At 71.7% G+C, this 26,454-nt stretch carries 25 protein-coding genes; 12 read left to right on the top strand and 13 right to left on the bottom strand.

The features are described from left to right. Nucleotides 1-79: 79 nt before the first annotated feature. Both DY157_RS10710 and DY157_RS10705 read right to left on the bottom strand, forming a co-directional pair. Complete coding sequence (locus DY157_RS10710) at nt 80-178, bottom strand: 30S ribosomal protein bS22 (protein ID WP_003792170.1); 99 nt, start codon at nt 176-178, stop codon at nt 80-82. Between the two features lie 97 nt (nt 179-275). After that, on the bottom strand, nt 276-494 hold the full coding sequence (locus DY157_RS10705; RefSeq protein ID WP_115728628.1) for a helix-turn-helix domain-containing protein: 219 nt from the start codon (nt 492-494) through the stop codon (nt 276-278). A 216-nt stretch (nt 495-710) separates the two neighbouring features. Here DY157_RS10705 and DY157_RS10700 point away from each other — a divergent pair, with 216 nt between their 5' ends. From DY157_RS10700 to DY157_RS10670, 7 genes are all read left to right on the top strand, one after another. Further along, nucleotides 711-2,240 carry a TrkH family potassium uptake protein gene (locus DY157_RS10700; RefSeq protein WP_235827196.1) on the top strand — a complete coding sequence of 510 codons (1,530 nt, stop codon included), beginning with the start codon at nt 711-713 and terminating at the stop codon, nt 2,238-2,240. Nucleotides 2,241-2,409: 169 nt separating this feature from the next. Beyond that, nucleotides 2,410-3,780 carry a DNA repair protein RadA gene (gene radA, locus DY157_RS10695; RefSeq protein WP_115728627.1) on the top strand — a complete coding sequence of 457 codons (1,371 nt, stop codon included), beginning with the start codon at nt 2,410-2,412 and terminating at the stop codon, nt 3,778-3,780. Between the two features lie 34 nt (nt 3,781-3,814). Then, complete coding sequence (disA, locus tag DY157_RS10690) at nt 3,815-4,885, top strand: DNA integrity scanning diadenylate cyclase DisA (protein WP_115728626.1); 1,071 nt, start codon at nt 3,815-3,817, stop codon at nt 4,883-4,885. A 74-nt stretch (nt 4,886-4,959) separates the two neighbouring features. Next, complete coding sequence (locus DY157_RS10685) at nt 4,960-5,634, top strand: potassium channel family protein (RefSeq protein WP_115728693.1); 675 nt, start codon at nt 4,960-4,962, stop codon at nt 5,632-5,634. 1 nt (nt 5,635) lies between these two features. Beyond that, entirely contained in the window at nt 5,636-6,835 is a 1,200-nt protein-coding gene (locus DY157_RS10680) for a hypothetical protein (RefSeq protein WP_115728625.1), read from the top strand. Nucleotides 6,836-7,083: 248 nt separating this feature from the next. Continuing rightward, the gene (locus DY157_RS10675) at nt 7,084-7,371 is read left to right on the top strand and encodes a hypothetical protein (protein WP_115728624.1); all 288 of its coding nucleotides are present in this window, start codon (nt 7,084-7,086) and stop codon (nt 7,369-7,371) included. Between the two features lie 360 nt (nt 7,372-7,731). Then, complete coding sequence (locus DY157_RS10670) at nt 7,732-8,520, top strand: hypothetical protein (RefSeq protein WP_115728623.1); 789 nt, start codon at nt 7,732-7,734, stop codon at nt 8,518-8,520. Nucleotides 8,521-8,529: 9 nt separating this feature from the next. On the opposite strand, the gene DY157_RS10665 is transcribed toward DY157_RS10670, so the two are convergent. The 10 genes from DY157_RS10665 to dacB all read right to left on the bottom strand — a co-directional run bounded on the left by DY157_RS10665 (nt 8,530) and on the right by dacB (nt 19,303). Next, on the bottom strand, nt 8,530-9,222 hold the full coding sequence (locus DY157_RS10665; RefSeq protein WP_115728622.1) for a hypothetical protein: 693 nt from the start codon (nt 9,220-9,222) through the stop codon (nt 8,530-8,532). Between the two features lie 104 nt (nt 9,223-9,326). Continuing rightward, nucleotides 9,327-9,809 carry a DUF3180 family protein gene (locus DY157_RS10660; protein ID WP_115728621.1) on the bottom strand — a complete coding sequence of 161 codons (483 nt, stop codon included), beginning with the start codon at nt 9,807-9,809 and terminating at the stop codon, nt 9,327-9,329. Next, nucleotides 9,806-11,701: a 2-amino-4-hydroxy-6-hydroxymethyldihydropteridine diphosphokinase gene (gene folK / locus DY157_RS10655; protein ID WP_115728620.1), complete on the bottom strand. Its 1,896-nt coding sequence runs from the start codon at nt 11,699-11,701 to the stop codon at nt 9,806-9,808. The genes DY157_RS10660 and folK overlap by 4 nt, the downstream gene beginning before the upstream one ends. Continuing rightward, nucleotides 11,698-12,525, bottom strand: a complete 828-nt coding sequence (gene folP / locus DY157_RS10650) for a dihydropteroate synthase (RefSeq protein ID WP_235827195.1) — start codon at nt 12,523-12,525, stop codon at nt 11,698-11,700. The genes folK and folP overlap by 4 nt, the downstream gene beginning before the upstream one ends. Nucleotides 12,526-12,527: 2 nt before the next feature. After that, complete coding sequence (gene folE / locus DY157_RS10645) at nt 12,528-13,097, bottom strand: GTP cyclohydrolase I FolE (RefSeq protein WP_115728619.1); 570 nt, start codon at nt 13,095-13,097, stop codon at nt 12,528-12,530. Beyond that, nucleotides 13,094-15,148, bottom strand: a complete 2,055-nt coding sequence (gene ftsH, locus DY157_RS10640; RefSeq protein WP_115728618.1) for an ATP-dependent zinc metalloprotease FtsH — start codon at nt 15,146-15,148, stop codon at nt 13,094-13,096. Before ftsH ends, folE begins: the two co-directional genes overlap by 4 nt. A 13-nt stretch (nt 15,149-15,161) precedes the next feature. Further along, nucleotides 15,162-15,716, bottom strand: a complete 555-nt coding sequence (gene hpt / locus DY157_RS10635) for a hypoxanthine phosphoribosyltransferase (RefSeq protein ID WP_115728617.1) — start codon at nt 15,714-15,716, stop codon at nt 15,162-15,164. A gap of 97 nt (nt 15,717-15,813) precedes the next feature. Next, nucleotides 15,814-17,070 carry a tRNA lysidine(34) synthetase TilS gene (tilS, locus tag DY157_RS11835; RefSeq protein WP_174232161.1) on the bottom strand — a complete coding sequence of 419 codons (1,257 nt, stop codon included), beginning with the start codon at nt 17,068-17,070 and terminating at the stop codon, nt 15,814-15,816. Beyond that, on the bottom strand, nt 17,060-17,878 hold the full coding sequence (locus tag DY157_RS10625) for a zinc-dependent metalloprotease (RefSeq protein ID WP_115728616.1): 819 nt from the start codon (nt 17,876-17,878) through the stop codon (nt 17,060-17,062). The genes tilS and DY157_RS10625 overlap by 11 nt, the downstream gene beginning before the upstream one ends. Nucleotides 17,879-17,926: 48 nt before the next feature. After that, nucleotides 17,927-19,303: a D-alanyl-D-alanine carboxypeptidase/D-alanyl-D-alanine endopeptidase gene (gene dacB, locus DY157_RS10620; protein WP_115728615.1), complete on the bottom strand. Its 1,377-nt coding sequence runs from the start codon at nt 19,301-19,303 to the stop codon at nt 17,927-17,929. A 102-nt stretch (nt 19,304-19,405) separates the two neighbouring features. Between dacB and DY157_RS10615 the strand changes: the two genes are divergently transcribed. Next, nucleotides 19,406-19,900: an inorganic diphosphatase gene (locus DY157_RS10615; RefSeq protein ID WP_115728691.1), complete on the top strand. Its 495-nt coding sequence runs from the start codon at nt 19,406-19,408 to the stop codon at nt 19,898-19,900. 413 nt (nt 19,901-20,313) lie between these two features. On the opposite strand, the gene DY157_RS10610 is transcribed toward DY157_RS10615, so the two are convergent. Continuing rightward, the gene (locus tag DY157_RS10610; protein ID WP_115728614.1) at nt 20,314-21,615 is read right to left on the bottom strand and encodes a C40 family peptidase; all 1,302 of its coding nucleotides are present in this window, start codon (nt 21,613-21,615) and stop codon (nt 20,314-20,316) included. Between the two features lie 493 nt (nt 21,616-22,108). Between DY157_RS10610 and DY157_RS10605 the strand changes: the two genes are divergently transcribed. From DY157_RS10605 to DY157_RS10590, 4 genes are all read left to right on the top strand, one after another. Then, nucleotides 22,109-23,446 carry an O-acetylhomoserine aminocarboxypropyltransferase/cysteine synthase family protein gene (locus DY157_RS10605; protein WP_115728613.1) on the top strand — a complete coding sequence of 446 codons (1,338 nt, stop codon included), beginning with the start codon at nt 22,109-22,111 and terminating at the stop codon, nt 23,444-23,446. A 132-nt stretch (nt 23,447-23,578) separates the two neighbouring features. Beyond that, the gene (gene metX / locus DY157_RS10600) at nt 23,579-24,745 is read left to right on the top strand and encodes a homoserine O-acetyltransferase MetX (protein WP_115728612.1); all 1,167 of its coding nucleotides are present in this window, start codon (nt 23,579-23,581) and stop codon (nt 24,743-24,745) included. Between the two features lie 449 nt (nt 24,746-25,194). Continuing rightward, nucleotides 25,195-25,584, top strand: a complete 390-nt coding sequence (locus DY157_RS10595) for a GntR family transcriptional regulator (protein WP_115728611.1) — start codon at nt 25,195-25,197, stop codon at nt 25,582-25,584. Beyond that, nucleotides 25,581-26,453 (top strand): ATP-binding cassette domain-containing protein, encoded by an 873-nt coding sequence (locus tag DY157_RS10590; protein WP_115728610.1) that lies wholly within the window; start codon nt 25,581-25,583, stop codon nt 26,451-26,453. The genes DY157_RS10595 and DY157_RS10590 overlap by 4 nt, the downstream gene beginning before the upstream one ends. Nucleotide 26,454: the final 1 nt, after the last annotated feature.

Genomic DNA, 26,454 nt, shown 5'->3' with positions numbered 1-26,454 from the left:
CTCACCCCTCTCTATTCGTCGGCAGCGTCAGATGTGGAGAAGAGACAGGGGCCCGACCGTGGCGGCCGGGCCCTGAAGCTCACTTCTTGTTGCGACGCTGGTGACGCGTCTTGCGCAGCAGCTTGCGGTGCTTCTTCTTCGCCATGCGCTTGCGGCGCTTCTTGATAACGGAGCCCATGGGGTTCCTCCCTCGTGTATGGAGTGATGCGCGGCGGAGGTTCCCACCGCTCGACGTTCATGCCCGAGAGGGCATAGCGGGAATCATCCTACCCGCTTCAGCCGCCGATTCCCGCCGCGCGACCGTCGTTGTGATCGGCGAGACCCGACGAGATGAGCTGGCCGACCGCGGCCTCGGGCACGCGGAAGCTCTTGCCGACGCGGATCGCGGGCATCTCCCCGCTGTGGATCAGGCGGTAGACGGTCATCTTCGAGACGCGCATGAGATCCGCCACTTCGGACACCGTCATGAAACGGGGGGCGGACTGCTGATCCATGAAGACTCCTGAACTCGAAGACGCGAGGCGCCTGGAACCCTGCGTCCGATGCATCGTCCGCCTCGGGTTCATACTAGTGCCTGGGGACGGATCATCTGCAAGTCTCGGACAACCGATTCCGACGATCCTCCCGGGGCGCTCCGGCGCCCTGCGAAGGACGCCCGACCTGGGGCGTCCTCGGCGTCGATCCGCCCTTCGGCGGGGAAGGAGGGGCACGTGGCACCCCGGAGTAACCGCCCCTCGCTCCCCTTCAGCCGCACCGCCCGCGCGATCGCGAAGGGCGGGGCCGCCTCGACCGTCACCCCCCTCACGCCCGACGACTTCGCGCCCGAGGCCCCGCCCCCCGTCGTCCGGCAGGTCGGCGGGGCGAAGACCGGCCCGAAGGACTCCCCCCTCGAGAACTTCCGCGGCTGGTTCGCCCGCCAGGCCCGATACCCGCCCGCCCGCCTCGCCCTCGGCGTGTTCGCCCTCATCATCGCGGGGATCACCGGGCTCCTCATGCTCCCCTTCGCGACCGTCTCGACCCGGTCGGCCCCCTTCGTCGACGTCCTCTTCACCGCCGTGTCCGCCGTCTGCGTCACCGGCCTCACGACCGTCGACACCGCGACCTACTGGACGCCCTTCGGACAGGCCGTCATCGCCCTCGGCATCATGATCGGCGGCCTCGGCGTCATGACCCTCGCATCGATCCTCGGCTTCGCGGTCTCCCGCCACCTCGGCCTCACCCAGCGCATGCTCGCCGCCCAGGAGACGAAGTCCTACGGCATGGGCCAGATCTCCGGGCTCCTCAAGGCCGTCATCGCGACGTCGCTGTCCGCCGAGGCCGTCCTGTTCCTCGCCTTCTTCCCCCGCTTCCTCACCCTCGGGATGACCCCGGGCGTCGCCGCCTGGCAGGCGCTCTTCATGGCGATCTCCGTCTTCAACAACGCCGGCCTCGTCATCCTCGTCGGCGGGCTCTCGCCCCACATCGCCGACTGGTGGATGCTCGTCCCCATCATCCTCGGCACCTTCACCGGCGCGATCGGCTTCCCCGTCATCCAGGACCTCGCGGCGCGATGGCGCACCCCGCAGAAGTGGGCGCTCCATACGAAGCTCACGCTCTCCGTCTACCTCATCCTCGCCCTCGTCGGAGCGGTGATGCTCGCCCTCACCGAATGGACCAACCCGGAGACCCTCGGATCCCTCGACACGCCCTCGCGCATCCTCAACGCCCTCGTCTCCGGCGTCAACACCCGATCCTCGGGACTGTCTGCCCTCGACGTCGGCGTCATGCGCCCCCAGACCCATTTCGTCCAGGACATCCTCATGATGATCGGCGGCGGATCCGCGTCGACCGCCGGCGGCGTCAAGGTGACGACCTTCGCCGTCCTCGTCCTCGCCGTCGTCGCCGAGGCGCGCGGCGACAAGGACATCGAGACCTACGGGAGGCGCATTCCGCCCTCGGTCGTCCGCCTCTCGGTCGCGGTCTCCCTCCTCGGCCTCGCCATGGTCGCGGTCGCCGTCGTCCTCCTCCTCTCGCTGACGAACTACTCGCTCGATTCGATCCTCTTCGAAACCGTCTCCGCCTTCGCGACCGTCGGCCTCTCGACCGGCATCACGCCGACTCTGCCGCCGCTCGCGAAGTACGTCCTCGTCGCCCTCATGTTCGCCGGGCGCACCGGCTCGATGACGGTCGCCGCCGCCCTCGCCCTGCGCGAGCGGTCCCGCGTCATCCGCATGCCCGAGGACCGCCCGATCATCGGCTGACCCCGTATCAACACGCGTTTGGCGGGTTTGTCGGCGTTTGGCGGGTCGAATCGCCCCGATTCGCGCCGCCAAACATCAGGAAAGCCGCCAAACGCGTGTTCGGGGGGCGGCGGAGCCGCCCCCCGGGAAGGCGGACGCAGATGCCTGTGGGCGTCGATAGGCTTGCCGCATGCCGAAGGAGAAGAGCCGCTACCGCTGCACCGAATGCGGGTGGACGACGCCCAAGTGGGTCGGCCAGTGCCGCGAGTGCTCCGCGTGGGGGACGCTCGAAGAGGACGCGCTCGGCGGCGCCCTCGCGGGCGGGACCGCCGCGACCGCGCCGCGCCGACCCGCCCGTCCGATCGGGGAGGTCGACGGGGACCGCGCCCGCTCGCACCCGACGGGAGTCGGCGAACTCGACCGGGTCCTCGGCGGCGGCATCGTTCCGGGCGCCGTCGTCCTCCTCGCCGGGGAGCCCGGCGTCGGCAAGTCGACGCTCCTCCTCGACGTCGCGGCCCGCGCGGCCCGGTCCTCGAACGGACTCGGACCGGTCCTCTACGTGACGGGAGAGGAGTCCTCTTCCCAGGTGAAGGCGCGCGCCGAGCGGATCGGCGCGATCGACGACCGTCTGCTCCTCGCCGACGACAACGACCTCTCCTCGATCCTCGGGCACGTCGAGGCCATGTCCCCCTCCCTCCTCATCGTCGACTCCGTCCAGACGATCCAGTCCCCGCAGGTCGACGGCGGCGCGGGCGGCGTCGCCCAGGTGCGCGCGGTCGCCGCCGGCCTCATCCGCGCGGCGAAGGAGCGCGACCTCCCGGTCCTCCTCGTCGGCCACGTGACGAAGGACGGCGGCATCGCCGGCCCGCGGGTCCTCGAGCACCTCGTCGACGTGGTCTGCCAGTTCGAGGGCGAGCGCCACGCCCGCCTCCGCCTCCTGCGCGCGGTGAAGAACCGCTACGGCCCGACCGACGAGGTCGGGTGCTTCGAGCTCGTCGATTCGGGGATCCGCGAACTCCCCGACCCCTCGGGCCTCTTCCTGTCCGAGACCTCGAGCTCGGTGCCCGGATCCTGCGTCACCGTGTCCCTCGAGGGGCGCCGCCCGATGCCGACCGAGGTCCAGGCGCTCGTCGCCCCGTCCTCGGGCGGATCGCCGCGACGGACGACCTCCGGCGTCGACCACTCGCGCGTCGCGATGATCCTCGCGGTCCTCGACGCGCGGGCGAGCCTCGACCTCTCCTCCCTCGACGTCTACGTGTCGACCGTCGGCGGGGCGAAGACCGGGGAGCCGGCGGTCGACCTCGCGATGGCGATCTCCATCGTCTCTGCGTTCAAGGGGAGCGCCCCGAAGCCCGGGCTCGTCGCCATGGGCGAGATCGGACTCGCCGGGGAGGTCCGCGCCTCGACCGGCGTCGGCAGGCGCCTCCAGGAGGCCGCGCGCCTCGGCTTCACTCGGGCGATCGTGCCCGCGAGGGGCTCGGAGGACCTTCCGCGGATCGACGGGATGGACGTGTTCACCGTCTCCGACCTCGCCACCGCGATCCGCGTGGCGCTGCCGTAAACTCGGGGTGTCGGCTAGTGAAGGAGGGCGGGCAGTGAACGCTGATTCCGCGACGCTCAGGGAGGCCATGGCGGCGGTCGCCCCCGGTACGGCGCTGCGCGAGGGCCTCGAACGGATCCAGCGCTCCCACACCGGCGGCCTCATCGTCCTCGGCTACAACCAGGAGATCGAGGACATCTGCTCGGGCGGCTTCGACCTCGACGTCCCCTTCACCGCGTCGCGACTGCGCGAGCTCTGCAAGATGGACGGCGCGGTCGTCCTCGACATCGACAATCAGCGCATCCGCAAGGCGAACGTCCAACTCCTCCCCGATCCGACGATCCCGACCGACGAGTCCGGCATGCGCCACCGCACCGCCCAGCGCACCGCCCGTCAGACCCACCTCCCGGTCCTCTCCCTCTCCGCCTCCATGCGGATGATCTCCGTCTACGTCGGCGAGTACCACCGCCAGGTCGAGGAGCCCGAGTCGCTCCTCGCCCGCGCGAACCTCGCCGTCGACACGCTCGACCGCTACAGCCAGCGCCTCGACGAGGTCCTTCAGACCCTCACCGTCCTCGAGATGCGCGATTCGGCGACCGTCCGCGACGTCACGACGGTCATGCAGCGGATGGAGATGATCCGGAGGATCACTTCCGAGATCAACGGCTACCTCGAGGAGCTCGGCTCCGAGGGGCGCCTCCTCGCCCTCCAGGTCGACGACCTCGTCCGCGGCTCGGCGTCCGAGCGCGCCCTCGTCTTGCGCGACTACATCCGCGACCCCGGAGCCGTCGCCTCCGTCGAGAAGCACCTCTCCGAGCTCTCGGGCGAGAAGCTCGTCGACCTCACGGCGATCGCGAACATCCTCGGCCTCGGCGTCTTCGAGGTCGCCGACCTCGATCGGGACATCCAGCCGCGCGGCATCCGCGCCCTCTCGCTCGTCCCCCACTTGCCGTGGAACATCATCAAGGAGGTCTCCACGCACTGGCCGACTTTCACCGAGCTGCGCGCCGCGACCATCGACGACCTCCAGAGCATCGAGGGCATCGGCCCCTACCGCGCCAAGCTCATCCGGGAGAACCTCGAGCACCAGGCCCAGATGGCCGCGAACGGCATCGTCGGCTGGTAGTTCGTCGCCTCCGCGCGCCCCGCGCACCGCCCCGCCCTCGTGAATCGGAGCGACGCCGGGGCATAATGGCGGACATGGCAAACGAGGACATCAAGGAACTCGCCTCCGGCACGCTCGTCATCGGGCTGGGGCGCTTCGGCTCGGCCGTCGCGGTCACCCTCGACAAGCTCGGGTACGAGATCCTCGCCGTCGAGAAGGATCCCGCCCGCGTTCAGGCCTTCGCCGGCCGTTTCCCGCTCGTCGAGGCGGACGCGACGTCGATGGAGGCCCTCGAGCAGCTTGGCGCCCGTGAATTCCGCGCCGCCGTCGTCGGCGCCGGCTCGTCCCTCGAGTCCTCGGTCCTCATCACCGCGAACCTCGTCGACATGGGCATGCCGTCGATCTGGGCGAAGGCGATCTCGCGCGAGCACGGCCGGATCCTCCGCCGCATCGGCGCCCACCACGTCATCTACCCCGAGTTCGACGCGGGTCAGCGCACCGCGCACCTCGTCGGCGGCCGCATGATCGACTACATCGAGATGGAGAAGGACGGCTTCGCCATCATGAAGCTCCACCCGCCGAAGGAGGTCCACGGGTTCACGCTCGCCGACCTGGATCTGCGCGGCCGCTACGGCGTCAATCTCCTCGGGGTGCTGCGCCCGGGCGCCCCCTTCGAGTACGCGACCGCGCAGACGCGCATCAACCCGGAGGACATCATCATCGTGTCGGGCGATGCGCGTCTCCTCGAGTACTTCGCGAACAGGCCCTGACGTGGGCGTCCTCGGCGACGCCTCGAGCCTCTTCGCACTGCGCCCGGTCCTCGCCGTGCCCTCGTCCGCGGTCTGCGAGCCCCGCGGCGACGTCGCGCTCCTCCTCGAAGGCCGCGCCCCCGCGATCGCGCTCGATGCCGCCGGCGCTCTCCTCCCCTCCCCGCGCCTCCTCATCGACGAGGACGGGGCTCCCTCGTGGGATCTCCCGGACGGGACGGCGCACGCGGCCCTGCTCGTCGTCTCCGCGAAGGTCGGCGGGCGCTGGTTCTGCTGCGAGGAGGTCGACGGGCGCCCCGACCTCCTCCGACTGCTCCCGTGGTCCGACTATTCAGGCGGCCTGCTCGATCACGCGCCCGCGACGCTCGAGGCGCTCGGATTCGGACCGCGACCGGGCGTCCGGAGGAGCGGGGAGGCCTTTCCCTCGGCCGCGGACGGCGCCCGGACCGCCGCAGGGCGGGACGTCGTCGTCGACCGCTCGCGCGTCGAGGCCCTGCGCCTGCGGCTCCTGCGCGGGTCCGTGTGGGACCGCGACAATCCCGCGATCGATGTGCCCACCGACTTCCGTATGAGCGATCTGCCGGTTCACGCGCGCCGCGTGCTCGGCGTCCTCACCGGCGCGGTGCCTGACGCGATCGACGAGGCCGCTTGGACCCTCGCGGGGCGCCTCCCCGCAGGGTCGATCGCTTCGGCGCCTCTCGCTCTCTCGGTCGCCGACTCCATTCCGATGGGGAGCTCCTCGGACGCCCTCGGCCTCCCCGACTCGCCGCTCGCCTCCCACCCCGGCAAGGCTTGGACCTCCGACCTCGTGCCCCATCCCGCCGACGGCGCCGCGGGGCCGACGGTCCGCCTGCGGCTCGCGGTGCGCGTGCGCGGCGGCTGGTGGCTCGCGAACGGAGCGGGCGCCGGGCGCTACCACGTCTACCCGCTCGAGGTCGAGGAGCACCGGCCCGCGACGGGGGCGGAGATGGAGCGCGTCGGGATCCGCCCGGCGTCCGCGCATTCCGACGCCGTCGGACTCGTGCGCTCTGGCGTCGAGGCCGTCCGCGTCGACGCCGTCGATCCCGCCGATCGGATCCTCGCGAGTCGAAGCCTCGGCGTCGGCGAGGACCTCGGCGACTTCGCCTCGATCCCCGACCACGCGGTTCTTCTCACCGAGGCGTTCCGGGCCCTCGCCGCGCGCCCCGCCGCCGCTGGCGCATGACCGCGCGAGAGCATCACCTTCGTCCGTCGAGAGCATTACCTTCGTCCGCCGAGGGGATGCGGCTCCGGGCCGCCGAGCCCCCGGTCGAGGCGCGCGATCGCTCGGGTTCGTCGAGAAGAGCCGCGATGTGCCGGGGCGCGCGCCACCTCCCCCGTCTCCCGCGTCGCGGCCCGTTATGCTCGTCGATGTACATCAGCCGTTCGCTGCATCCGCGAACGGCCGGGTTCGGACGATGACGAGGACGTGACATGACGACTCAGGATCCCTTCTCCCCCGTGGAGAACCTCCCCGAGGCCGCCGAGCCGGACGCACCGTCCGACGCGCCGATCGTCTGGTCGACGAGCGCGCGCGTCCTCTTCGCCCTCCTCACGATTCTCGCCCTCGTCGGAGGGGCCATCGCAGGCCTCCTCGTCGTGGCGCACTATCCCACCCTCGCCTCGACCGCGCGCTACAGGACGTTCGGCATCCTCGCGCTCGCGCCGCCCGCGCTCGTCGTCCTCCTCTTCACTCTCTTCTACCGGGGGAAGCGCTCGTGATTCGCCGTCGGCGCCGTGAGAGGAGGACGCGACGATGTTCGAGGGCCTGATCTCCGCCCGGGTCTCCACTCTGTGGTTCCCCTTCACCAGCTGGCCCGACCAGGCGACCTTCACACCCGGAGCCGTACTCCTCGCCATGGGGCCGCAGGGCTCCCCGTCGCCGCAGCGGTGGCCCGCACCCGCGAGCATCGGTGACCGCCGCTTCACGCGCATTCGCGTCCCCAGGGAAACGACCCACTTCATCGCCCTCACCACCGCCGTCGACGTTGACGGCACGTGGCTCTCCGCCCAGTTCCTCCCGCCCGACGGCTCCGGCAATCCCGGACGGCATCCGCTGTGGCGGGTGTGGCCCCTCGAGGAATGGGCCGGACCCTCCGCATCGATCCGTCCGCCCCGTGGGACGATCTTCGCCGCCGATGGTCCGATCTCCTCGCTCTGCTCGGCTACGCCGACCCGACGAGGGCGCGCGGACCGCTGCCCGAGGATCTGCGCCCCAACCCCGACTGGTGGCTCATCGGCTCCGGCAACGCGAACGACCCCCGACTCGGCAGTCTGCGCCTCGAGAACACCCGGGGCCTCGACCATCTGCCCGGCTGGAGCGACTGGTGCAAGGAATGGGACGGCAATCCCTACGAACGGCCGACGGAGCACCTCGACCGCGATCAGAAGGGACTCGTCAGGGCCTCCACCCTGTGGGTTCTCGACGAGGACGGAACCCTCCTGCCCTTGAGATCCTCCTTGACGTCGCCGCAGGCCGACGCGCCAAGAGGACTCAACGACCCCCGCTACCGGGCCGCGGCCTCCATTCACCTCGCCGTCGCACGCGGCGCCACCACTCTGTGCGCGCATGCGCTCCGTCCTCGTGAATACTCGGCGTCGGCCGTCCTCGACCTCGATCCCGAACGCCCCGAGGAGAGGCGGGCGCCGATCAGCCGGCTGAAGGAGGAAGGCTGGGGCTCCGCCGATCGATTCGGCGACATCGATCTCCCGCGCTCCTCCGTCGACTCCGTCCACGCGACCGTCGTCGGCGTCGGCCCCTTCCACGGGGGCACGACGATCCCGCTTCCCTCCGGATCCGACCTCTCGGCCCTCTTCGAGCGGCCCGAACTCATTATCGAGGCGATGAGGACGCTCCGCCGGGTCGGCTGAGCGCCTCGCCTACTCCCCAGCGGCCGGCGCCGCGACGACCGTGAAAACCTGCTCGCCGATGACGGGCAACCCGTCGAGGAGCAGCACCGCGCGGTAGGTCCCCTCGGAGGCGGGCTGGGCGCCGCCCTCGGGGGCGGAGCAGCCGTTGGTGAAGACGAGGCCGTCCCAGTCGATCGTGCCGGTCCACGGCTCGTTCGGCGCGAGGAGGAGCGGCGTCGCCGTTTCATCGCGCGACTCGCACTGCGCCGAGTCGTAGACGGTCTGGTCTCCGGTGAGGATCTGAAGCGAGAGTCGGCCGAGGGCGGTCGAGCACGCGACCTTCGAGCGGTTCTCGATCGAGGTCTCGAGTTTCTCCCCGGCTCCGACGGTCGTCTGGACGGCGGTCGCCGAGTAGTCGAGTTCGGCCTCGGCGCAGCGCGGGATGGTCACGGTCGTGTCGTTGGAGACGATGCCGTCTTCGGTGACGACGTCTCCACGGCCGAGGACGAGTTCGCCCCTGCCCGACTGGACGGTCTCCGCCTTCGAGCTCGTCGTCGACTGCGGGGTTTCCGCGTTCGACGCGCCTCCCGCGAACAGGCCGATGAGGGCGAAGACGCCCCAGACGATGAGGGCGATGACGAGGAGGAGCCCGGTGCCGGTGATGATGCGCCTCGGCCAGAGGTTCGGCGCCTGGCGGGCGGGACGGCGCTGCGCGGAGCTCATGGGGTCTCCTCTCGGGGCGGGCGTTCGGTTCTCATTTCTGGTTCGCCGGGATCGTCTCCGGTCGGCCGCGCGAGCGGAGCGCGCGAGTCGGGCGGCGGCTCGGTCTATGCCGGGCTCGCGGTCGTACGGCCCGCGTCCGGCCCCTCCTCGGAGTCGTCGTCGACGATGCACCACCGTTCGACGATGTACCCGATGACGCACCAGGCGAGCCCCGCGGCGACGCCGAGTCCGGCGGCGAGGGCGTTCGACGCCATCTGCGCCGCGGCGACGCGCGAGAGACTCGCAACGAGGACGCCGAGGAGCGCGCCGACGACGACGGAGGCGACGAGCGCCGAGGCCCGCGCGGCCACCGCGATTCGCATCGCGATGAGCGGGGTCGCCCAGGTGCGCTGATGAGCCTTGAGGCGCTTGACGTGGAGGCCCGCCCAGTCGAGCAGCGCGGCGAGCACGATGAGGAGGACGGAGAGGAGCGGGGTGATCTGGAGGGGCGCCCCTCCGAATCCGACGACGACGAGTCCCGCGGCGCCGACGACGAGAGCGGCGACGATCCCGTAGACGAGGAGGCGCCGCTTCGACACGGGCCTCATCGGCGGTCCCGATCCTTGACGATGGGGATCGCGCCGGTCGAGGAGGGGCGGACGACGATCTTGCGGAGCAGGCCGGTGCGCGTGAGCTCGGAGTCCGGGATCGGTCCGCGCAGCGCGCCCTCCGGCAGGTGGGGGTCGACGATGGAGCGGCGGACGGGCGCGGTGTCGGCGGCGGCGCTCACCTGGGCGGCGCCGGGCTCGTCGACGATGCGGACGTCGGCGCGAGAGAAATCCCAGCTCGGCAGGCGTCTCGGCGAGCGCGAGACGGTGACGACCGGCTCCGCGAAGGGGTCGCGGGGGACCTCCGCGGTCGCGTCGGCGGCGGACTCGGCGGGGGCGTCCTCCGCCGTGTCGGTCGCCGGCGCCGGTTGGGGATCGACGAGGTCGGAGCCCTCGACCGGCTCCGGGGAGACGATCGGCGCGGCATCGGACGCGGCGCTCTCCTGGGGCCGCGCGGGGCGCTCGGCGACGACGGGGGGCTCGGGGGTCGAGTTCGCCGAGTCGGCCCTCGTCGGAGCCGACGACGCGTCGGGGACTGCGGGAGCTCCGGAGGCTCCCACGGTTTCGGGCGCGATCGGCTGGGGCGCCGACCAGCGCGCCCACAGCCGCCTCCACACGACATCGTCCTCATCGTCCTTCGGCGCGAGGCCGAGGCGCGACGCCTCGGGAACGAGATCGAGGCGCGAGGGCCCGTAGACGACGGGGGCGGCGGTGTCGTCCTCGGCCGGGCCGACCGCGAACACGTCCTCGTCGGAGACGGGGGCTTCGAAGCCCGCCGGAGTCTCGGTCTCGTCGCCGGTCCCGGTCTCCGCGAGCGCCTCCGAGGGCTCAGGCGCCGCTTCGGGCTCGTCGCCCGCGGCGAGGACGGCGTCGGACTCGGCGATGACGGAGTCCGGATCGAGAAGCCAGTCGTCGACGGCGTCGCGGATCCCCGCGGCGTCGGGCGCTTCCTCGAGGAGTCGCGCCACGGGCTCGCCGCTCAGCGTCGCCGCAGGATCGACCATCAGCCAGGGCGCGAGGACGAAGGCGCGCTCACGGGCGCGCGGATGCGGAAGAACGAGGTCGGGCTCGTCGAGCGCGATCCCGTCGTAGTCGACGACATCGACGTCGAGGGTGCGCGGGCCCCAGTGCTCGACGCGGACGCGGCCGGCCGCCGATTCGAGCTCGTGGGCGAGGTCGAGGACCCCGTGCGGATCGAGGCGCGTCGACGCGAGGACGACGGCGTTCCAGTAGTCGGACTGTGGGGACTGCCCATCGGCGAGGACGGGGGCGGTGCGCAGGATCGGGGAGACGTCGAGGACGTCGACGCGCGCGTCGTCGACGAGCGCCTCGACGGCCGCGGCGAGGATCGAGGGCGAATCGCCGATGTTCCCGCCGAGCGCGAGGAGGACGCGCACGGGCTCGAGCGGCTCGAGGGCCTCGTCCTTTCCGGCGCTCGCGCCCTCGTCGATCGACGACGCTTCGGGGGAATCGGCCGACGTCGCAGCGGCGGAGCCCTCCTCGATGAGGACGGGCAGCGGGCCGCATTCGCCGCGGCGGACCGTGACGGAGACGTCGGAGAAGGTCTGGGCGATCGGGGCCTTCGGCTTGTGGACCGTCACCTCGACGCCGCGAACGAGCTCGTGGGCGAGGACCGCGTCGGCGATGCGATGGCCGAGGGTCTCGATGAGGCGGACGGAGGGGCCGTTGAGGATCGCCGCGACCTCGTCGGCGATGACCGCGTAGGAGACCGTGTCGGCGATGTCGTCCGTGCGGGCGGCCTCAGAGGCGTCGACCCACAGTGCCAGGTCGACGACGAAGGGCTGGCGGGCGCGATGCTCCTCGGGGAGGACTCCGTGAACCCCGTTCGCGGCGAGACCCCGCAGCGCGATGACGTCGAGTCGACGGCTCATGCCCGGTCCCCACTTCCTCCGCGCGCGGCGCGCGCGTTCCTCGCGATCTCGTGGACCCTCACGGCCCACATGCCCTCGGCCGCGCACAGCGCGGTGATCTCGGCGGTCCGTTCGTCGCGATCGCCGCCGCGGGCGGCGACGAAGCGCTTCCGGGACGCGCCGATGAGGACAGGGTACCCGAGGGCGGCGAGCGCCCGAAGATTCCGGAGGATCTCCTCGCACTGCTCGTTCGTCAAGGAGAAGCCGAGGCCCGGGTCGACGATGATCGCCTCGGGGGCGACGCCGGCCGCGAGCGCCTCGCCGACCTGCGCCTCGAGTCGGGCGGTGAGCGCGCCGAGCAGGTCGTCCCCGTAGTCGAAGGACTCCCCCGGCATCCCCGGCAGCGCCCGGTAGTGCTGAACGACGTACGCGCAGCCGGAGTCGGCGACCGCGCGATTCATGTCGGGGTCCCAGCGCCCGCCGGACACGTCGTTGATGATCGCCGCCCCGGCGCGCGCGGCGCGTCGGGCCGTCGCCGCGTGGAGCGTGTCGACCGAGCAGACGATCCCCTCCGCCGACAGCTCGCGGACGACCTCGCCGATGCGGGCCCACTCCTCATCGGCGCCGATCCGGGTCGAACCCGGGCGCGTCGACTCCCCGCCGATGTCGACGAGGTCGGCGCCCTGCGCGACCATCTCGCGGGCGCGGGCGAGCGCGGCGTCGATCCCGTCCCACCTCCCCCCGTCGGAGAAGGAGTCGGGCGTGACGTTGAGGATCCCCATGACGAGCGTGCGGTCCTCCGGGAGACGCGCTCCGCCCGGCAGGACCGGTCGGGCGAGGCTCATCCCTATCTGCGCCCCCCGAGGACGAGGGCCATCATCTCGGCGCGGGTCGCGCCGTCGTTCATGATGCCGCGCAGCGCGGACGTGACGGTAGAGGACCCCGGCTTGGAGACGCCGCGCATCGACATGCACATGTGCTCGGCCTCGAGGACGACGATGACGCCCTGCGGGTCGAGGACCTCGTCGATCGCGTCGGCGATCTGCGCGGTGAGGCGCTCCTGGACCTGCGGGCGGCAGGCGTAGCCCTCGACGACGCGCGCGAGCTTCGACAATCCGGTGACGCGCCCGCCGCGCGGGATGTAGCCGACGTGCGCGCGGCCGTAGAACGGGAGGAGGTGGTGCTCGCACACCGAGTGGAAGACGATGTCGCGGACGAGGACGAGCTCGTCCGTCCCGGCCTGGAACTGCGTGCGCAGGTACTCGCGGGGGTCCTCGTCGAGACCCCGCAGCATCTCGCGCCACGCGCGCGCCATCCGATCGGGCGTGTCGCGCAGACCCTCGCGGTCGGGGTCCTCGCCGATCGCGACGAGGAGGTCGCGCGACGCCTTCTCCACTCCGGCCTCGTCGTAGTTCATCGGCCCTCCTCGGTCTCAGTCGCGCCGGACTCGGTCGGCGCCGCGGGCGCGAACGCCGACTCCGGCTCATCGCCCTCCGTCGTCGAGGAGGCGGCCCCGTCCTCGTCCGCGGGAATCCCGACGGGATCGCCGAGGCGCGCCCCGGGGATCGCGGCGTCGGCCCCGTAGTTCCACACCGGGCGCTCGTCCTGCTTGACGACGTCGGAGAAGATCTCGGCGAGCTGGGCCTCGTCGAGGGTCTCCTCCTCGAGGAGCCGCTCGGCGAGCCGGTCGAGGATCGCGCGGTTCTTCGTGAGGATCTCCCACGCCTCGCGCATCGCGGCGTCGAGGAGCAGGCGCACCTCGTCGTCGATGATCGACGCCATCTCGTCGGAGAATCCGCGCTGCTCGGCGCCCGAGCCGTGCCCGAAGGCCTCGGTGTCGGTCGTCCCGAGCTTGACGAGGCCCACGCGGTCGGACATGCCGTAGTCGGTCACCATCGCCCGCGCCGTCTTCGTCGCCTGCTGGATGTCGTTCGCCGGGCCCGTCGACGGGTCGCGGAACACGATCTCCTCGGCGACGCGCCCGCCCATCGAGTAGACGAGGTCGTCGAGCAGCTGGTTGCGGGTCTTGTTGTAGCGGTCCTCGGTCGGCATCACCATCGTGTAGCCGAGCGCGCGACCGCGCGGGAGGATCGTCACCTTCGTCACCGGGTCGGTGTAGCGCAGGGCCGCGGCGCAGAGGGCGTGCCCGCCCTCGTGATAGGCGGTGACGGCCTTGTCGTGGTCGTTCATCACGCGCGTGCGCTTCTGCGGGCCCGCGATGACGCGGTCGATCGCCTCGTCGATCGCGCGATTGTCGATGAGGTCGGCGTTCGAACGCGCGGTGAGGAGGGCGGCCTCGTTGAGGACGTTCGCGAGGTCGGCGCCGGTGAAGCCCGGCGTCCGCTTCGCGATCTGGCGGAGGTCGACGTCCGTCGTCATCGGCTTGCCCGACGCGTGAACCTTGAGGATCGCCTCGCGGCCCTTGAGGTCGGGCGCCTCGACGGCGATCTGCCGGTCGAAGCGGCCCGGGCGCAGGAGCGCCGGGTCGAGGATGTCGGGGCGGTTCGTCGCGGCGATGAGGATGATGTTCGCGCGCTCGTCGAAGCCGTCCATCTCGACGAGGAGCTGATTGAGGGTCTGCTCGCGCTCGTCGTTGCCGCCGCCGATTCCGGAGCCGCGGTGGCGGCCGACCGCGTCGATCTCGTCGACGAAGATGATCGCGGGCGCCGCCTTCTTCGCGCGGTCGAAGAGGTCGCGGACGCGGGAGGCGCCGACGCCGACGTAGAGCTCCATGAACTCCGAGCCGGAGATCGAGAAGAAGGGCGCATGGGCCTCGCCGGCGACCGCCTTCGCGAGGAGCGTCTTACCGGTTCCCGGAGGGCCGTAGAGGAGGACGCCGCGCGGGATGCGCGCGCCGACGCGGTGGAACTTGTCGGGGGACGCGAGGAACTCGCGGATCTCCTCGAGCTCCTCGACGGCCTCATCCTCGCCCGCGACGTCGGCGAAGGTGATGTCGGGGCGCTCCTGGTTGAACTCCTTGGCGCGCGACTGGGCGAAGCCGCCCATCATCCGCGAGCCGGACATCCTCGATATGAGGAACCAGAAGGCGCCGAACAGGAGGATCAGCGGGATCACCATCTGGAGGATCGAGGACAGCGCCGAGGCCTGCGGGCGCAGGGCGTTCCACCCGCGGGTCGGGTCGGCCTTCTCGACCGACGCGAGGATGTCGGCGGTCTGCTCGTAGGCGTAGGTGAAGTAGACGCTCTTGCCGAGGTTCGCCGTCCGATCGCCGAGCCCGGTCGACTCGTGCGTGTAGTCCTTCGCGAGGACGACGTTGACCTGCTGGGTCGACTCGTTGACGACGACCCTCTCGATCCCGGTGCCCTTGAGGATCTCGAGCCCCTCGGAGGTGTCGACCGCGCGGGGCTGGAACGTCTGCCAGACGAACCATCCGCCGATCATGAGAACGAGGAGGGGGGCGATGATCCAGGCCCAGTTGATCCGCTTCTTCTTCGAGCTGTCCGCCATGAATGTCCTTCGATCAGTGGGCGTAGACGTGGGGCGCGAGGGTCCCGACGAAGGGGAGGTTCCGGTACTTCTCCGCGTAGTCGAGGCCGTAGCCGACGACGAACTCGTCGGGGATCTCGAACCCGACGTAGGCGACGTCGACGTCGACCTTCGCGGCCGTCGGCTTGCGCAGGGCGGTGGCGATGCGGACCGAGTTCGCACCGCGGGAGAGGAGGTTCGTCTGGAGCCACGAGAGCGTGAGGCCCGAGTCGATGATGTCCTCGACGATGAGGACGTCGCGCCCGGTGACGTCCTGGTCGAGGTCCTTGAGGATGCGGACGACGCCGGAGGACTTCGTGCCGGACCCGTAGGAGGAGACGGCCATCCAGTCCATCTGGACCGGCGTGTGGATCTTCCGCGAGAGGTCGGCCATCACCATGACCGCGCCGCGCAGGACGCCGACGAGGAGGATCTCCTTGCCGAGGTAGTCCCTGTCGATCTCCTCGGCCATCTCGGTGAGGCGCTGATCGAGCTGTTCGGCGGTGACCAGGACGTCCTTGAGATCCTCGCCCATGTCGGTGGTGTCCACGCGATCCTCTTTCCGTCGGTGCGCCCCGTCCGGGGGGCGCCCATGCGGTCAAGCGTGCCACATCCGCGCCCGGGGCGGCGACGCGGGGCGGCCGAACTCACTGAGAGCGGAAATCCCGTTCCGAGGGGCGGTCGTCGGCGACGAGGACGGGGCGCCCGGCGCGATCGCGGAGGCGCCGGATCGCCGCGCCGGGAAGGGGGATCGGCCCCTGTCCGCGCCAGGCGACGAGGAGGGCGTCGAGGGCGTCGAGGTGGGCGCTCGACAGGTCCCCGGGGCGCGCGCCGGCTTCGAGGGCGAAGCGGCGCAGGACGCGCGCGCGCACGGCGATCGGCAGATCGACGAGGGCGTCGACGGCGAGCGCGGGAACGGGAGGATCGGGTCGGGGAGTCTCATCGGGGCGCTCGGCCCCCGAGCGCGTCGCATGCTCCGCAGTGGCCGAGCTGCGCGCCGGGTCCGAGGGCTTCACGACGTCCGGGAGCCCGGCCGGATCCGGGAGTTCCGCCGGATCCGGAGGTCCGTCCGGATCCGGGAATTCCGCGGAGACGCGAGCGCTCGACCACACCGCCTCCGCCCACTCGCCGAGGGCGTCGTCGTCGCGGGCCGCGAGCTCCGCGGTGCGCGCGAGCGCGGGCACGGGATCGGCGCCGAGCGCCCGCGCGAGGGCGGGGAGCGCCGCGGCGCGGACCGCGGCGCGGCGCAGTGCCGCCCCGTCGGACGCCCGCCACGGCCCGTCCGGCAGATTCGAGGGGTCGCGGACCGGGTCGAGTCCCGCCTGCCGGCAGGCCTCCTCCGTGTCGGCGCGCGCCAAGTCGAGGAGGGGCCGGATCCAGCGGACGCCGCCCTCGTCGACCGAATCGGGGCTCATCGCCCGCAGGGACGCCGCGCCCGACCCGCGCGCGAGTCGCAGGAGCACGGTCTCGGCCTGATCGTCGCGGGTGTGCCCGAGAAGGACCGGTCCGCCGACCTCGCGGGCGATCCTCACGAGGGCCTCGCGGCGCGCGTCGCGCGCCGCGCCCTCCGGCCCCCCGTCCCCACCGACCTCGACCCGTTCGACGAGGGCCTCGGCCCCCAGACTCCGCGCGAGCGCCGCGACCGAGCGGGCCTCGAGGGCGCTCTCCGGGCGCACGCCGTGATCGATCGTCGCCGTGACGACGCGCCGCCCCGACCTCGTCCCCAGATCGACGGCCGCGAGCGCGAGAGCGAGGGAATCGGCGCCGCCCGACAGGCCGACGACGACCGGCGCGCCCGCCGGGAGTCCGGCGAGAGCGCGGCGGACCGCGAGGGAGACGCGGGAGAGCGCGCCGCGGGGATTCGGCCCGACGAGGCGGGTCGCCCCGCTCGGCTCAGCCGGCACGCCTCGCCCAGGCGAGCGGGTCGGCGAGCTCCTCGCGGGTCGGGAGGGCGGACGCGTCGGAGAGAAGCGCCTCGAGCCGCCCGTCGCGGACGACGGCGGAGGCGAAAGGGCCGATGAGGCGATGATCCTCGAGGAGCGCGGCGGCCGACGGGTCGAGGAACGGCGAGAGACGGGCGACAACGCGGATGAGAGAGGAGTCCGGACCGTGGTGGCGGAGCCACTCGACGGACGAGAGATCGGCGGGCGTGAGCGAGCGCATGAGCGCGTCGACGAGCCCCTCGACGAGGAGCAAACGGCCGAGCAGGGCCTCCGGGCCCGCCGAGGCGCCGGCGAGGAAGGGCGCCCGCTCGAGCAGAACCCCCTGGAGCCCCGCGCGCAGCGCCACCCACTTGCACCAATCCCCCTGGTCGAGGGAGAAGCGGTGAGCGTCCGCGAGGACGTTCGGAGCGACGAGGACGCGCGACCGGGTCGACGGATCCCACGCGCCGGTCGTCGTCGCGCCGAGCACCCGCAGGACCGCGAGGCGCGCGCGGGCTCCGCTCAGCGAGTCGAGGGGCGCGGCCTCGTCCATCGCGCGCGCGACGATCCGCGAGAGCCCGTGACGGTCGACGACGAGAACCGGGGAGGCGGCGACGGCCTCGGCCTCGGGCAGGCCGGTGAGCGCGGCGAGCCGCGGCCCCGACCATGCGGCGGCCCGGCCCAGGCGCGCGACGACGCCCGCGGCGGACGAGGGCGAGGTCTGAGGGCCGGCGTAGCTGAGGGCGTTGAGCGCCCGGGCGATCCCGGCCGCTCCGATCGGGCGCGACATGGGGTCAGTCTACGTGGGCGTCTGTCCGGGCGCGGGCGGGCGGACCGCTCAGAGGTCCGCGAGGCCCGTGACGAAATCGTCGAGGTAGGGGCGCGTGAGGGCCGCGGCGTCATCGGGAACGGCATCGTTGCCGATCGCGTAGACGAGGAGGCGACCCGACGTCGTCTGGACGACGCCCACGAGCGAGGAGACGCTCGCGAGCGACCCGGTCTTCGCCTGAGCGTTCGCGAGGGCGGAGCCGTCGGTCATGCGGTTCGTCATCGTCCCGTCGAGGCCCGCCCACGGAAGCGAGCGGACGAGGTCGGCGACGTCGCCCTTCGAAGCGATCGCCGCGCGCAGCGCGCCCGTGAGGGTCGCGGGGGCGATCCGGTCGTTCGAGGACAGCCCCGAGCAGTCGCCGAGCGACATGTCGGTCGTCGCGACGCCCGCCTCCTCCAGAGTCGAGCGGATGACCGAGACCGAGCCGCCGAAGGAGGACTGCACGCCCTTCGCCTTCGCGGCGAGGCGGCAGTACTGGTCGGCGACCGTGTTGTCGGAGTGATGCAGCATCCACCGGATCTGCTCCCCCATCGTCGCCGACTTGACGGAGGCGATCGTCTCGGCGCCGTCGATCGGATCGGACTCCCCCGCGAGCGTCGTCGCCACCCCCGCGTTCGTCAGGGCGTTCGCGACGACCTGCGCGACATTCCTCGCCGGGTCGTCGACGAAGGCGTAGGCGTCCTCGGAGACCCGGCCGGCGTCGATCGCCATCGCGGACACCGCGCCCTCGTAATTCGCGACGCTCTGATCGGTCCACGCCTGGAGGCGGGCCTCCCCGTCGAAGGGGTTCTTCGCCCAGTGAAGGGTCGCGGAGGTCGTGCCCGCCGCCTTGAGGGACTCCGCGGCCTTCGCCGCGAGATCGGCGAGGCCGGCGCGCCCATCGACCGCGTCCGGATTCGACGCTCCCGCGCCCAGAAGGAGGTCACCGTCGGAGCCGAGGTAGAGATCCGAGCCCGACGCACTGATCGAGGTCTTCAGAGTCGTCGAAGCGTCGAGGACCGACAGGGCGGTGAAGGCGGTGAGGACCTTCGTCGTCGAGGCGGGCGTGTGAACGGTCGAGGCCGAGGCGTCGAGGAGCACTTCCCCGGTCTGCGCGTCGACGACCGAGCCCCAGGTCGTCCACTTGCCATCCGATGCGGCCTTCGCGACGGAGGACCACAAAGCCTGGACGTCCGAAGCGGAGACGGCGTCGCCGGCCGGCTTCGTCCCGGAGGCGAGCGACTGGGCGGACTCGGCGGGGAACGAGGGTGGGTCGGCGGCGACGGCCTTCTGCGAGGCCGTGAGGAAGCCCGGGACCACGTCGGCGATATCGGCGGCGGCGTATCCGGCGAGCCCCAGAGTCGCGGCGCAAGCGCATACAATCCCAATAGCAGTCCCGCGCCGCATGGATCTCCCTCCGAGGTTCTCGAGCTCCACCCACAGTAGCGGCACGGGAGACGAGCAGTGGACCCGACACCCGCGGGCCGCGGGCGAATGAAGGAGTACACGGTGGAATTCGACGTCACGATCGAGATCCCCAAGGGGAACAGGAACAAGTACGAGATCGACCACGAGACCGGCCGGATCCGCCTCGACCGCATGCTCTTCACGTCGACGCGCTACCCGGACGACTACGGCTTCATCGACGACACCCTCGGCGAGGACGGCGATCCGCTCGACGCCCTCGTCCTCCTCGAGGAGCCGACCTTCCCCGGCTGCGTGATCCGCTGCCGCGCGCTCGGCATGTTCCGCATGGCCGACGAGAAGGGCGGCGACGACAAGGTGCTGTGCGTGCCCGCCTCCGACCAGCGCGCCTCGTGGCGCACGGAGATCGAGGACGTCTCGGAGTTCCACCGCCTCGAGATCCAGCACTTCTTCGAGGTCTACAAGGACCTCGAGCCCGGCAAATCCGTCGAGGGCGCCCACTGGGTCGGCCGCGAGGAGGCCGAGGCGGAGATCCGCCGCTCCTACGAGCGCCTCAAGGAGGCCGAGGGCCAGCACTGAGTCGGCGCGACGGCCCGAGCGGCCCGCCGAAGTCCGACCCGACCAAACAAGCAGACCGGTCCGACGAATCGAACGGGCTAACCGAACGNCTCTCCAGAACCCCGCGCTCCTCGCGCGCTCCCCCCCTCCCTGGCCGCGGGGGGCGAGGGAGATGAAGAAGCGAGGGCGCGCCGCCCACGGACGACGCGCGCGCGAAACCGGAGGGCGGGGGCGGCGAACGGGCGGGGCCGGGGGGGGGGGGGGGGGGGGGCCGCCCCCCCCGGGGTCCCCCCCCCCCGCCGTTTCAGTTCACGCCGATCCGGAAGCCCGCCCCGCGAAGTCATGAACCGCATCCCCTCGGCGCGCGAAGGTAATGCTCTCGGTGAGGGGAGCGGGGAGGCGAGGGTGCGGGGGACGGGGGCGGGGTCGGCGAATCAGAGGCGGACGGCGTAGGGCATGATCCCACCGTAATAGCGCATGCCGGTAATTCTCACCGTCAATCCGGGCACGGGCGCCTCAATCATCGTGTCGCCCCCGAGATACATCGCGACGTGGTAGATACCACCCGGAGTTCCGTTGCTGCTCCAAAAGACGAGATCACCAGGTTCGACCGCGCCGAGAGGCACCTGCGTCCCCTCCCAATATTGCGCCCGAGAGGAATGGCTGAGGGATACGCCCGCTTGCGCCCAAGCGAGCATGACGAGGCCCGAGCAGTCGACGCCGCCGTAGGACTCGCCCGCCCAGACGTAGGGGACGCCGAGGAAGCTCTTCGCCGCGCTGATCGCCGTCGAGGCCCCGCCCGAGGACTCGGGGGCGCTCGGCGCCGGAGCCGGAGCGGGCGCCGGGGTCGCCTCCTCGCGCGTTTCGGAACGCGAGGCCTGCTCGGCCGCGGCGGCCTCGGCCGCCTCCGCCGCAGCCTCCTCGGCCGCCCGACGCTGCGCCTCCCGGGCGGCGGCCTCCGCCGCGGCCTTGGCCGCGGCTTCGGCGGCGGCCTGTCGGGCCGCCTCGATCGCGGCCTCACGCTGCTGGATGAGCTCGACCGTCGTGTTCTGCTTCTTCGCGAGCTCGGCGACGTAGGCCTCCTTCTGGGCCGCCGTCGTCTGCTGAAGGGCGAGTGCCGACTGGGCGGACGCCTTCGCGGCGTCGGTTCGGGTCTCCACCTCCTGAGCTGCGGTGGTCTGCGCAGCGACGGCCTCGTCCGCGGCCTTCTGCATGACGGTCGCGACCTGCTCGAGGGCGGCGACGCGCTGCATCTTGGCGTCCGCGGAATTCGAGAAGGTGGAGATCGACGCCTGCTTCGTCTCGACGGTTCGCAGACCGTCGGAGCCGAGGTAGGGGGCGAGCGAGTCGAGGGAGGCGGCGCCCTCGCGGTACGCGGTCTGGGCGACGGAGGCGATCTCCTTCTTGCCCTCCTCGAAGTCGGCCTTCGCCTTGTCGGCGTCCTTCTGGGCCTGGGTGGCCGTCGACTTCGCCTCGTCGAGCTTCATGTTCGCGGCGTTGAGCTCCTCGGCGGCGGCCTGAGCGGCCTGCATGGCGGCGTCGGCCTGCGCCGACACGGAGGCGAGACGCACCTCGATCTGAGCGACCGACATCTTCGCGGCCTGCTCCTCCGCCTGAGCGCGGGCGATATCCGCCTCGGAGGGGGAGGCCTGCGCGATCTGCGGGGCGAGGAGGGCCGCGCTCGCAACGAGCGCGACGAGGCCGGTGCGGACGCGGAGCCTCCGCTGGCGGCTCATCGATGTGGACACTGCTTCACCTGTCGTCGGGGACGCGGGGGACGCGCGCCTCGGCGACACGCCTTCTCGGCGAGAGTAGATCACCCGACTCCACCATTGCAACAGGTTTCACTCCAATCACCAGGATTCACAGGTATTCACATTCGTCACAGACTCGTCAAGCGGCGAGGCCGGACCCCCATTCCCCTTCTCCGGCGCACCGCCCCGACCTCGTCGATCCGCGTCGACGACCGAACGGCGGACACGCGTGTTACACGCGTCCGCCCTCCGGCCCTCCCCTCGCCGCCGCGGAGGGCCGGTCGTAGCGTTGGCGCCATGAGCTTCCGAATGCAGAGCTGACTGCGCGTCAGCCCCGCGCAGCGCCACCCGGCGCGCACGGCCGCCGTGCAGTCGCGATCCCCGACCCATGCGGGGAGACGCCGCCGGCGCACCGCCGAAGAAGCCTACCAGGCAGGGCCCTCCCCGCTCCTTCCCACTCTCAAGGAGCACCCCCATGACCCAGACCCACGCCGCCGACTGGAAGTTCGAGACGAAGCAGATCCACGCCGCCTGGGATCGCGACCCCGCGACCGGCGCGACCTCCCTCCCGATCTACGCGACCTCCTCCTACGCCTTCGCGAACGCCGACCAGGCCGCCGCCCGCTTCGCCCTCAACGAGCTCGGCCCCATTTACACCCGCCTCACCAACCCGACGACCGACGCCGTCGCCGCCCGCATCGCCGCCCTCGAGGGCGGGGTCGGCGGTCTCCTCGTCTCCTCCGGCCAGTCGGCCTCCGCCCTCGCGATCCTCGCGCTCGGCACCGCCGGATCGAACGTCGTCGCCTCCCCGTCCCTCTACGGCGGATCCGTCACCCTCCTCAAGACCACACTCGGGCGCCTCGGCATCGAGGCCCGCTTCGTCGCCGACCCGCGCGACCCCGAGCAGTGGCGCGCCCTCACCGACGAGAGGACCGTCGCCTTCTACGGCGAGACGATTCCCAACCCGCAGGGCGACATCTTCGACATCGAGCCCATCGCCCACGTCGCCCACGAGGTCGGGGTCCCCCTCGTCATCGACAACACCGTCGCCACCCCCTACCTCGTCCGCCCGATCGAGTGGGGCGCCGACATCGTCGTCCACTCGGCGACGAAGTACCTCGGCGGGCACGGCGCCGCCATCGCCGGCGTCGTCGTCGACTCCGGCAACTTCGACTTCACCGCCCAGCCCGAGCGCTTCCCCCTCTACAACACCCCCGACGACTCCTACCACGGCCTCGTCTTCGGCCGGGACTTCGGCAAGGACGGGGCGCTCGGCGCGAACCTCGCGTTCCTCCTGCGCATCCAGACCCTCGTCAACCGCGACCTCGGCGCCGTCACCTCCCCGTTCAACGCTTTCCTCATCGAGCAGGGCCTCCAGACACTCTCACTGCGCATCGAACGGCACGTCGACAACGCCCTCGCCGTCGCCCGCTACCTCGAAGCCCACCCACAGGTCGAGTCCGTCTCCTACGCCAGCCTCGAGTCCTCGCCCTACCACGCGCTCCAGCTCAAGTACGCGCCGCGAGGCGCCGGCGGCCTCCTCTCCTTCGTCATCTCGGGCGGCGTCGCCGCGGGCAAGGCCTTCGCCGACTCCCTCGAGCTCCTCCCGACGGTCGCGAATATCGGCGACGCGAAGTCCCTCGTCATCCACCCCGCCTCGACGACGCACTCGCAGCTCACGCCCGAAGAGCTCGTCGCCGCCGGCATCGAAGGCGGCACCGTCCGCCTCTCGATCGGCATCGAGCACATCGACGACATCCTCGCCGACCTCGAGATCGGGTTCGCCGCGGCGGCCGCCGCCTCCGCGAACTGACTCCGCGGGTCGGGCGCCGCCCCCCAAGGCCCCGGCGCCCGACCCGCCACCCCGAACAGGCGCGCCGCCCCGACCTCGTACGCAATCGACGACCGCCCCACTCCGACCGCTCACCCCCGGAAGGCGAGGACCATGGCACGCATCGACACCACCTTCCCCGCCCCCGTCTCCGGCGGATGGCACGAGGGCGACCCCGTCGCCGACCGCCGCTTCGCCGATCTCGGGGCGCTGCGGCTCGAGAACGGGGAGATCCTCCCCTCGGTGCGCCTCGCCTACGAGACCTGGGGCGAACTCGACGACGCCAAGTCGAACGCCGTCCTCATCCTTCACGCGCTCACCGGCGATGCCCACGTCGTCGGCGAGCCCGGCCCCGGTCAGCCGACGCCCGGTTGGTGGCCGCAGATCGTCGGACCCGGCCGGATCATCGACACCGACCGGTACTACGTCGTCGCCGCGAACGTCCTCGGCGGATGCCAGGGCTCGACCGGCCCCTGCTCGCCCGCGCCGGACGGGCGCCCCTGGGGCTCGCGCTTCCCCGTCGTCTCCACCCGCGACCAGGTCCTCGCGGAGGCGCGACTCGCCGACCTCCTCGGGATCGACGTGTGGAACCTCGTCATCGGCGCCTCCCTCGGCGGGCACCGCGCCATCGAATGGGCCGCGACCTACCCCGACCGGGTCGCCCGCCTCATCGTCGTCGCCTCCGGCGCGCAGACCACCGCCGAGCAGGCCGCCTGGGCGCACACGCAGATCCGCGCGATCGAGCTCGACCCCGCATGGCGCGGCGGCGACTATCACGCCTTCGACGAGGGTCCGGTCCGCGGCCTCGCCCTCGCCCGCCAGATCGCGCACACGACCTACCGCTCCCCCTCCGAGCTCGATACACGCTTCGGGCGCCTCCCCCAGCGCGAGGAGGACCCGCTCCACGGGGGGCGGCTCGCCGTCGAGTCCTACCTCGACTACCACGGGGAGAAGATCGTCCGCCGATTCGACGCCGGCTCCTACGTCGCCCTCACGCGCTCGATGCTCTCCCACGACGTCGGGCGCGACCGCGGCGGCCAGAAGGAGGCCCTCAAGAGAGTGAGGGCCCAGACCCTCGTCGTCGCCGTCGACTCCGACCGTCTCTTCTACCCCGAGCAGGTCTGGCAGATGGCCGACGGCATCCGCGGCGCCTACTACCGCGAGATCCACTCCGACCACGGGCACGACGGCTTCCTCATCGAGGGCGACCAGCTCACCGCCCTCCTCGACGAGTTCCTCAACCAGCGCATCCCCTCGCGCGCCTCGGTCTTCGCGCGCTGAGGGCGGGCGGCCGAGGAGGAGGACGGCCGCCCGGGTGCTGAGGGCGGCCCGCGCGCCGAGTGCGGCCGATCGCAGAGGCGCCCGCGCGCTGAAGGCGGGCGGGCCCTCCTCACCGCCGAGGAGCGTTCGACATCGACGAGCGCGGGGCCGCACCCCCCACTGCAAATCCGCACACAGTTTCGTCCCACGTCGAGGGTCACCCTCAAGGCCCTCGGAAGAAAGTGCAGATCAGAGCCCAGCGCGATCGGAGCCGAAGGAGAAACTGTGTGCGTTTCTGCGGGTCAGTCGTCTGCGCGCATCCCCTCGACGACGCAAGGTAATGCTCTCGATGGAGGGCGGGTAATGCCATCGGCGGTGGGCCGGTAATGCTCTCGGCGAGGGGCGGGGGGTTGACGGCTCTACGGTTCGATGGTTTACTAGTCATGTAATGAACCAGAGAGGAGGTTCCCGTGGAGTTCGACTCCGTCACCCCGATCTACATCCAGATCGCCGACGACATCCGCCACCAGATCCTCATCCGCGCCCTCGACGAGGGCGATCAGGTGATGTCGACGACCCAGTACGCGACGACGTACCGGATCAACCCCGCAACCGCCGCCAAGGCCTTCGCCCAGCTCGTCGACGACGGGCTCATCGTCAAGCGCCGCGGCGTCGGGATGTTCGTCGCCGAAGGCGCCCGAGCCCGACTGATCGCAGCATCCTCCGAAGGATTCCTCGACGCGTCCTTCGATCCCGCCGTCCGCGACGCCCTCGCCCTCGGCCTCGCCCCCGAGGCCCTCATCGACCGCATCCGCGCCCTCGCCGCCGAGGGCCACGAGAATCGGAAGGACCAGCGATGATCCGCATCGACTCGCTCACCCACGTCTACCCCCGCACGAAGGCGAAGGCGCTCGACGGAGTCTCCCTCGACATCGTTCCGGGCTCCATCACCGGCGTCATCGGACCGAACGGCTCGGGCAAGACGACCCTCTTCAAGACCCTCTCCGGACGCCTGGCCCCGACCTCGGGAACCGTCGAGATCGGCGGGACGGCGCTCGACGCGGAGGAGCTCGCCGCCCACGCCGCCTACTCGGGCGACGAGAAGGACCTCCAGGGCGTCTCGGTTCGCAGCGCGCTCCTCTACTCGAGGCTCCGGCCCACCTGGCAGGAGACGACCTTCGCACGGCTCGCCGAGCGCTTCTCCTTCCCCCTCAAGGGATCGCTCGGGCGCCGCTCCCAGGGAGAGCGGTCCCTCTTCGCGACCGGCCTCGCGCTCGCCTCGGGCGCGCCGCTCACCCTCCTCGACGAGCCCTTCGGCAACCTCGACGTCCCCACGCGCCTCGCCCTCGCCGAGGAGATCATCCGTGTGAGCACCGAATCCGAGGGCGCCCGGACGATCCTCGTCTCCAGCCACCTCGTCTCCGAACTCGAGACGCTCATCGAGCGCGTCGCCGTCCTCGACTCCGGGCGTCTTCTCACCGAGTCGTCCGTCGACGAGATGCGGTGCTCCGTTCGCGCCCTCGTCGGCGATCCAGCGTCGATCCGACGGATCCTCGACGCCGATCCCGCGGCCCGGATCCTCTCGGAGCGCCCCCTCGGGCGCCTCGCCGAGATCCGCGTCGCCACCCCCTCCCCCGCCTCCCTCGACGCCCTCGACCGGGCCGGCGTCGAGATCGCCGGACTGACCTTCCAGGACGCCTTCGCGTCCCTCATCGCCAAGGAGCACTGAC

Origin of the sequence: Actinomyces culturomici, from assembly GCF_900499005.1 — a bacterium.
Classification (GTDB): domain Bacteria; phylum Actinomycetota; class Actinomycetes; order Actinomycetales; family Actinomycetaceae; genus Pauljensenia; species Pauljensenia culturomici.
This window is presented reverse-complemented; position numbering and strand designations above follow the sequence as displayed.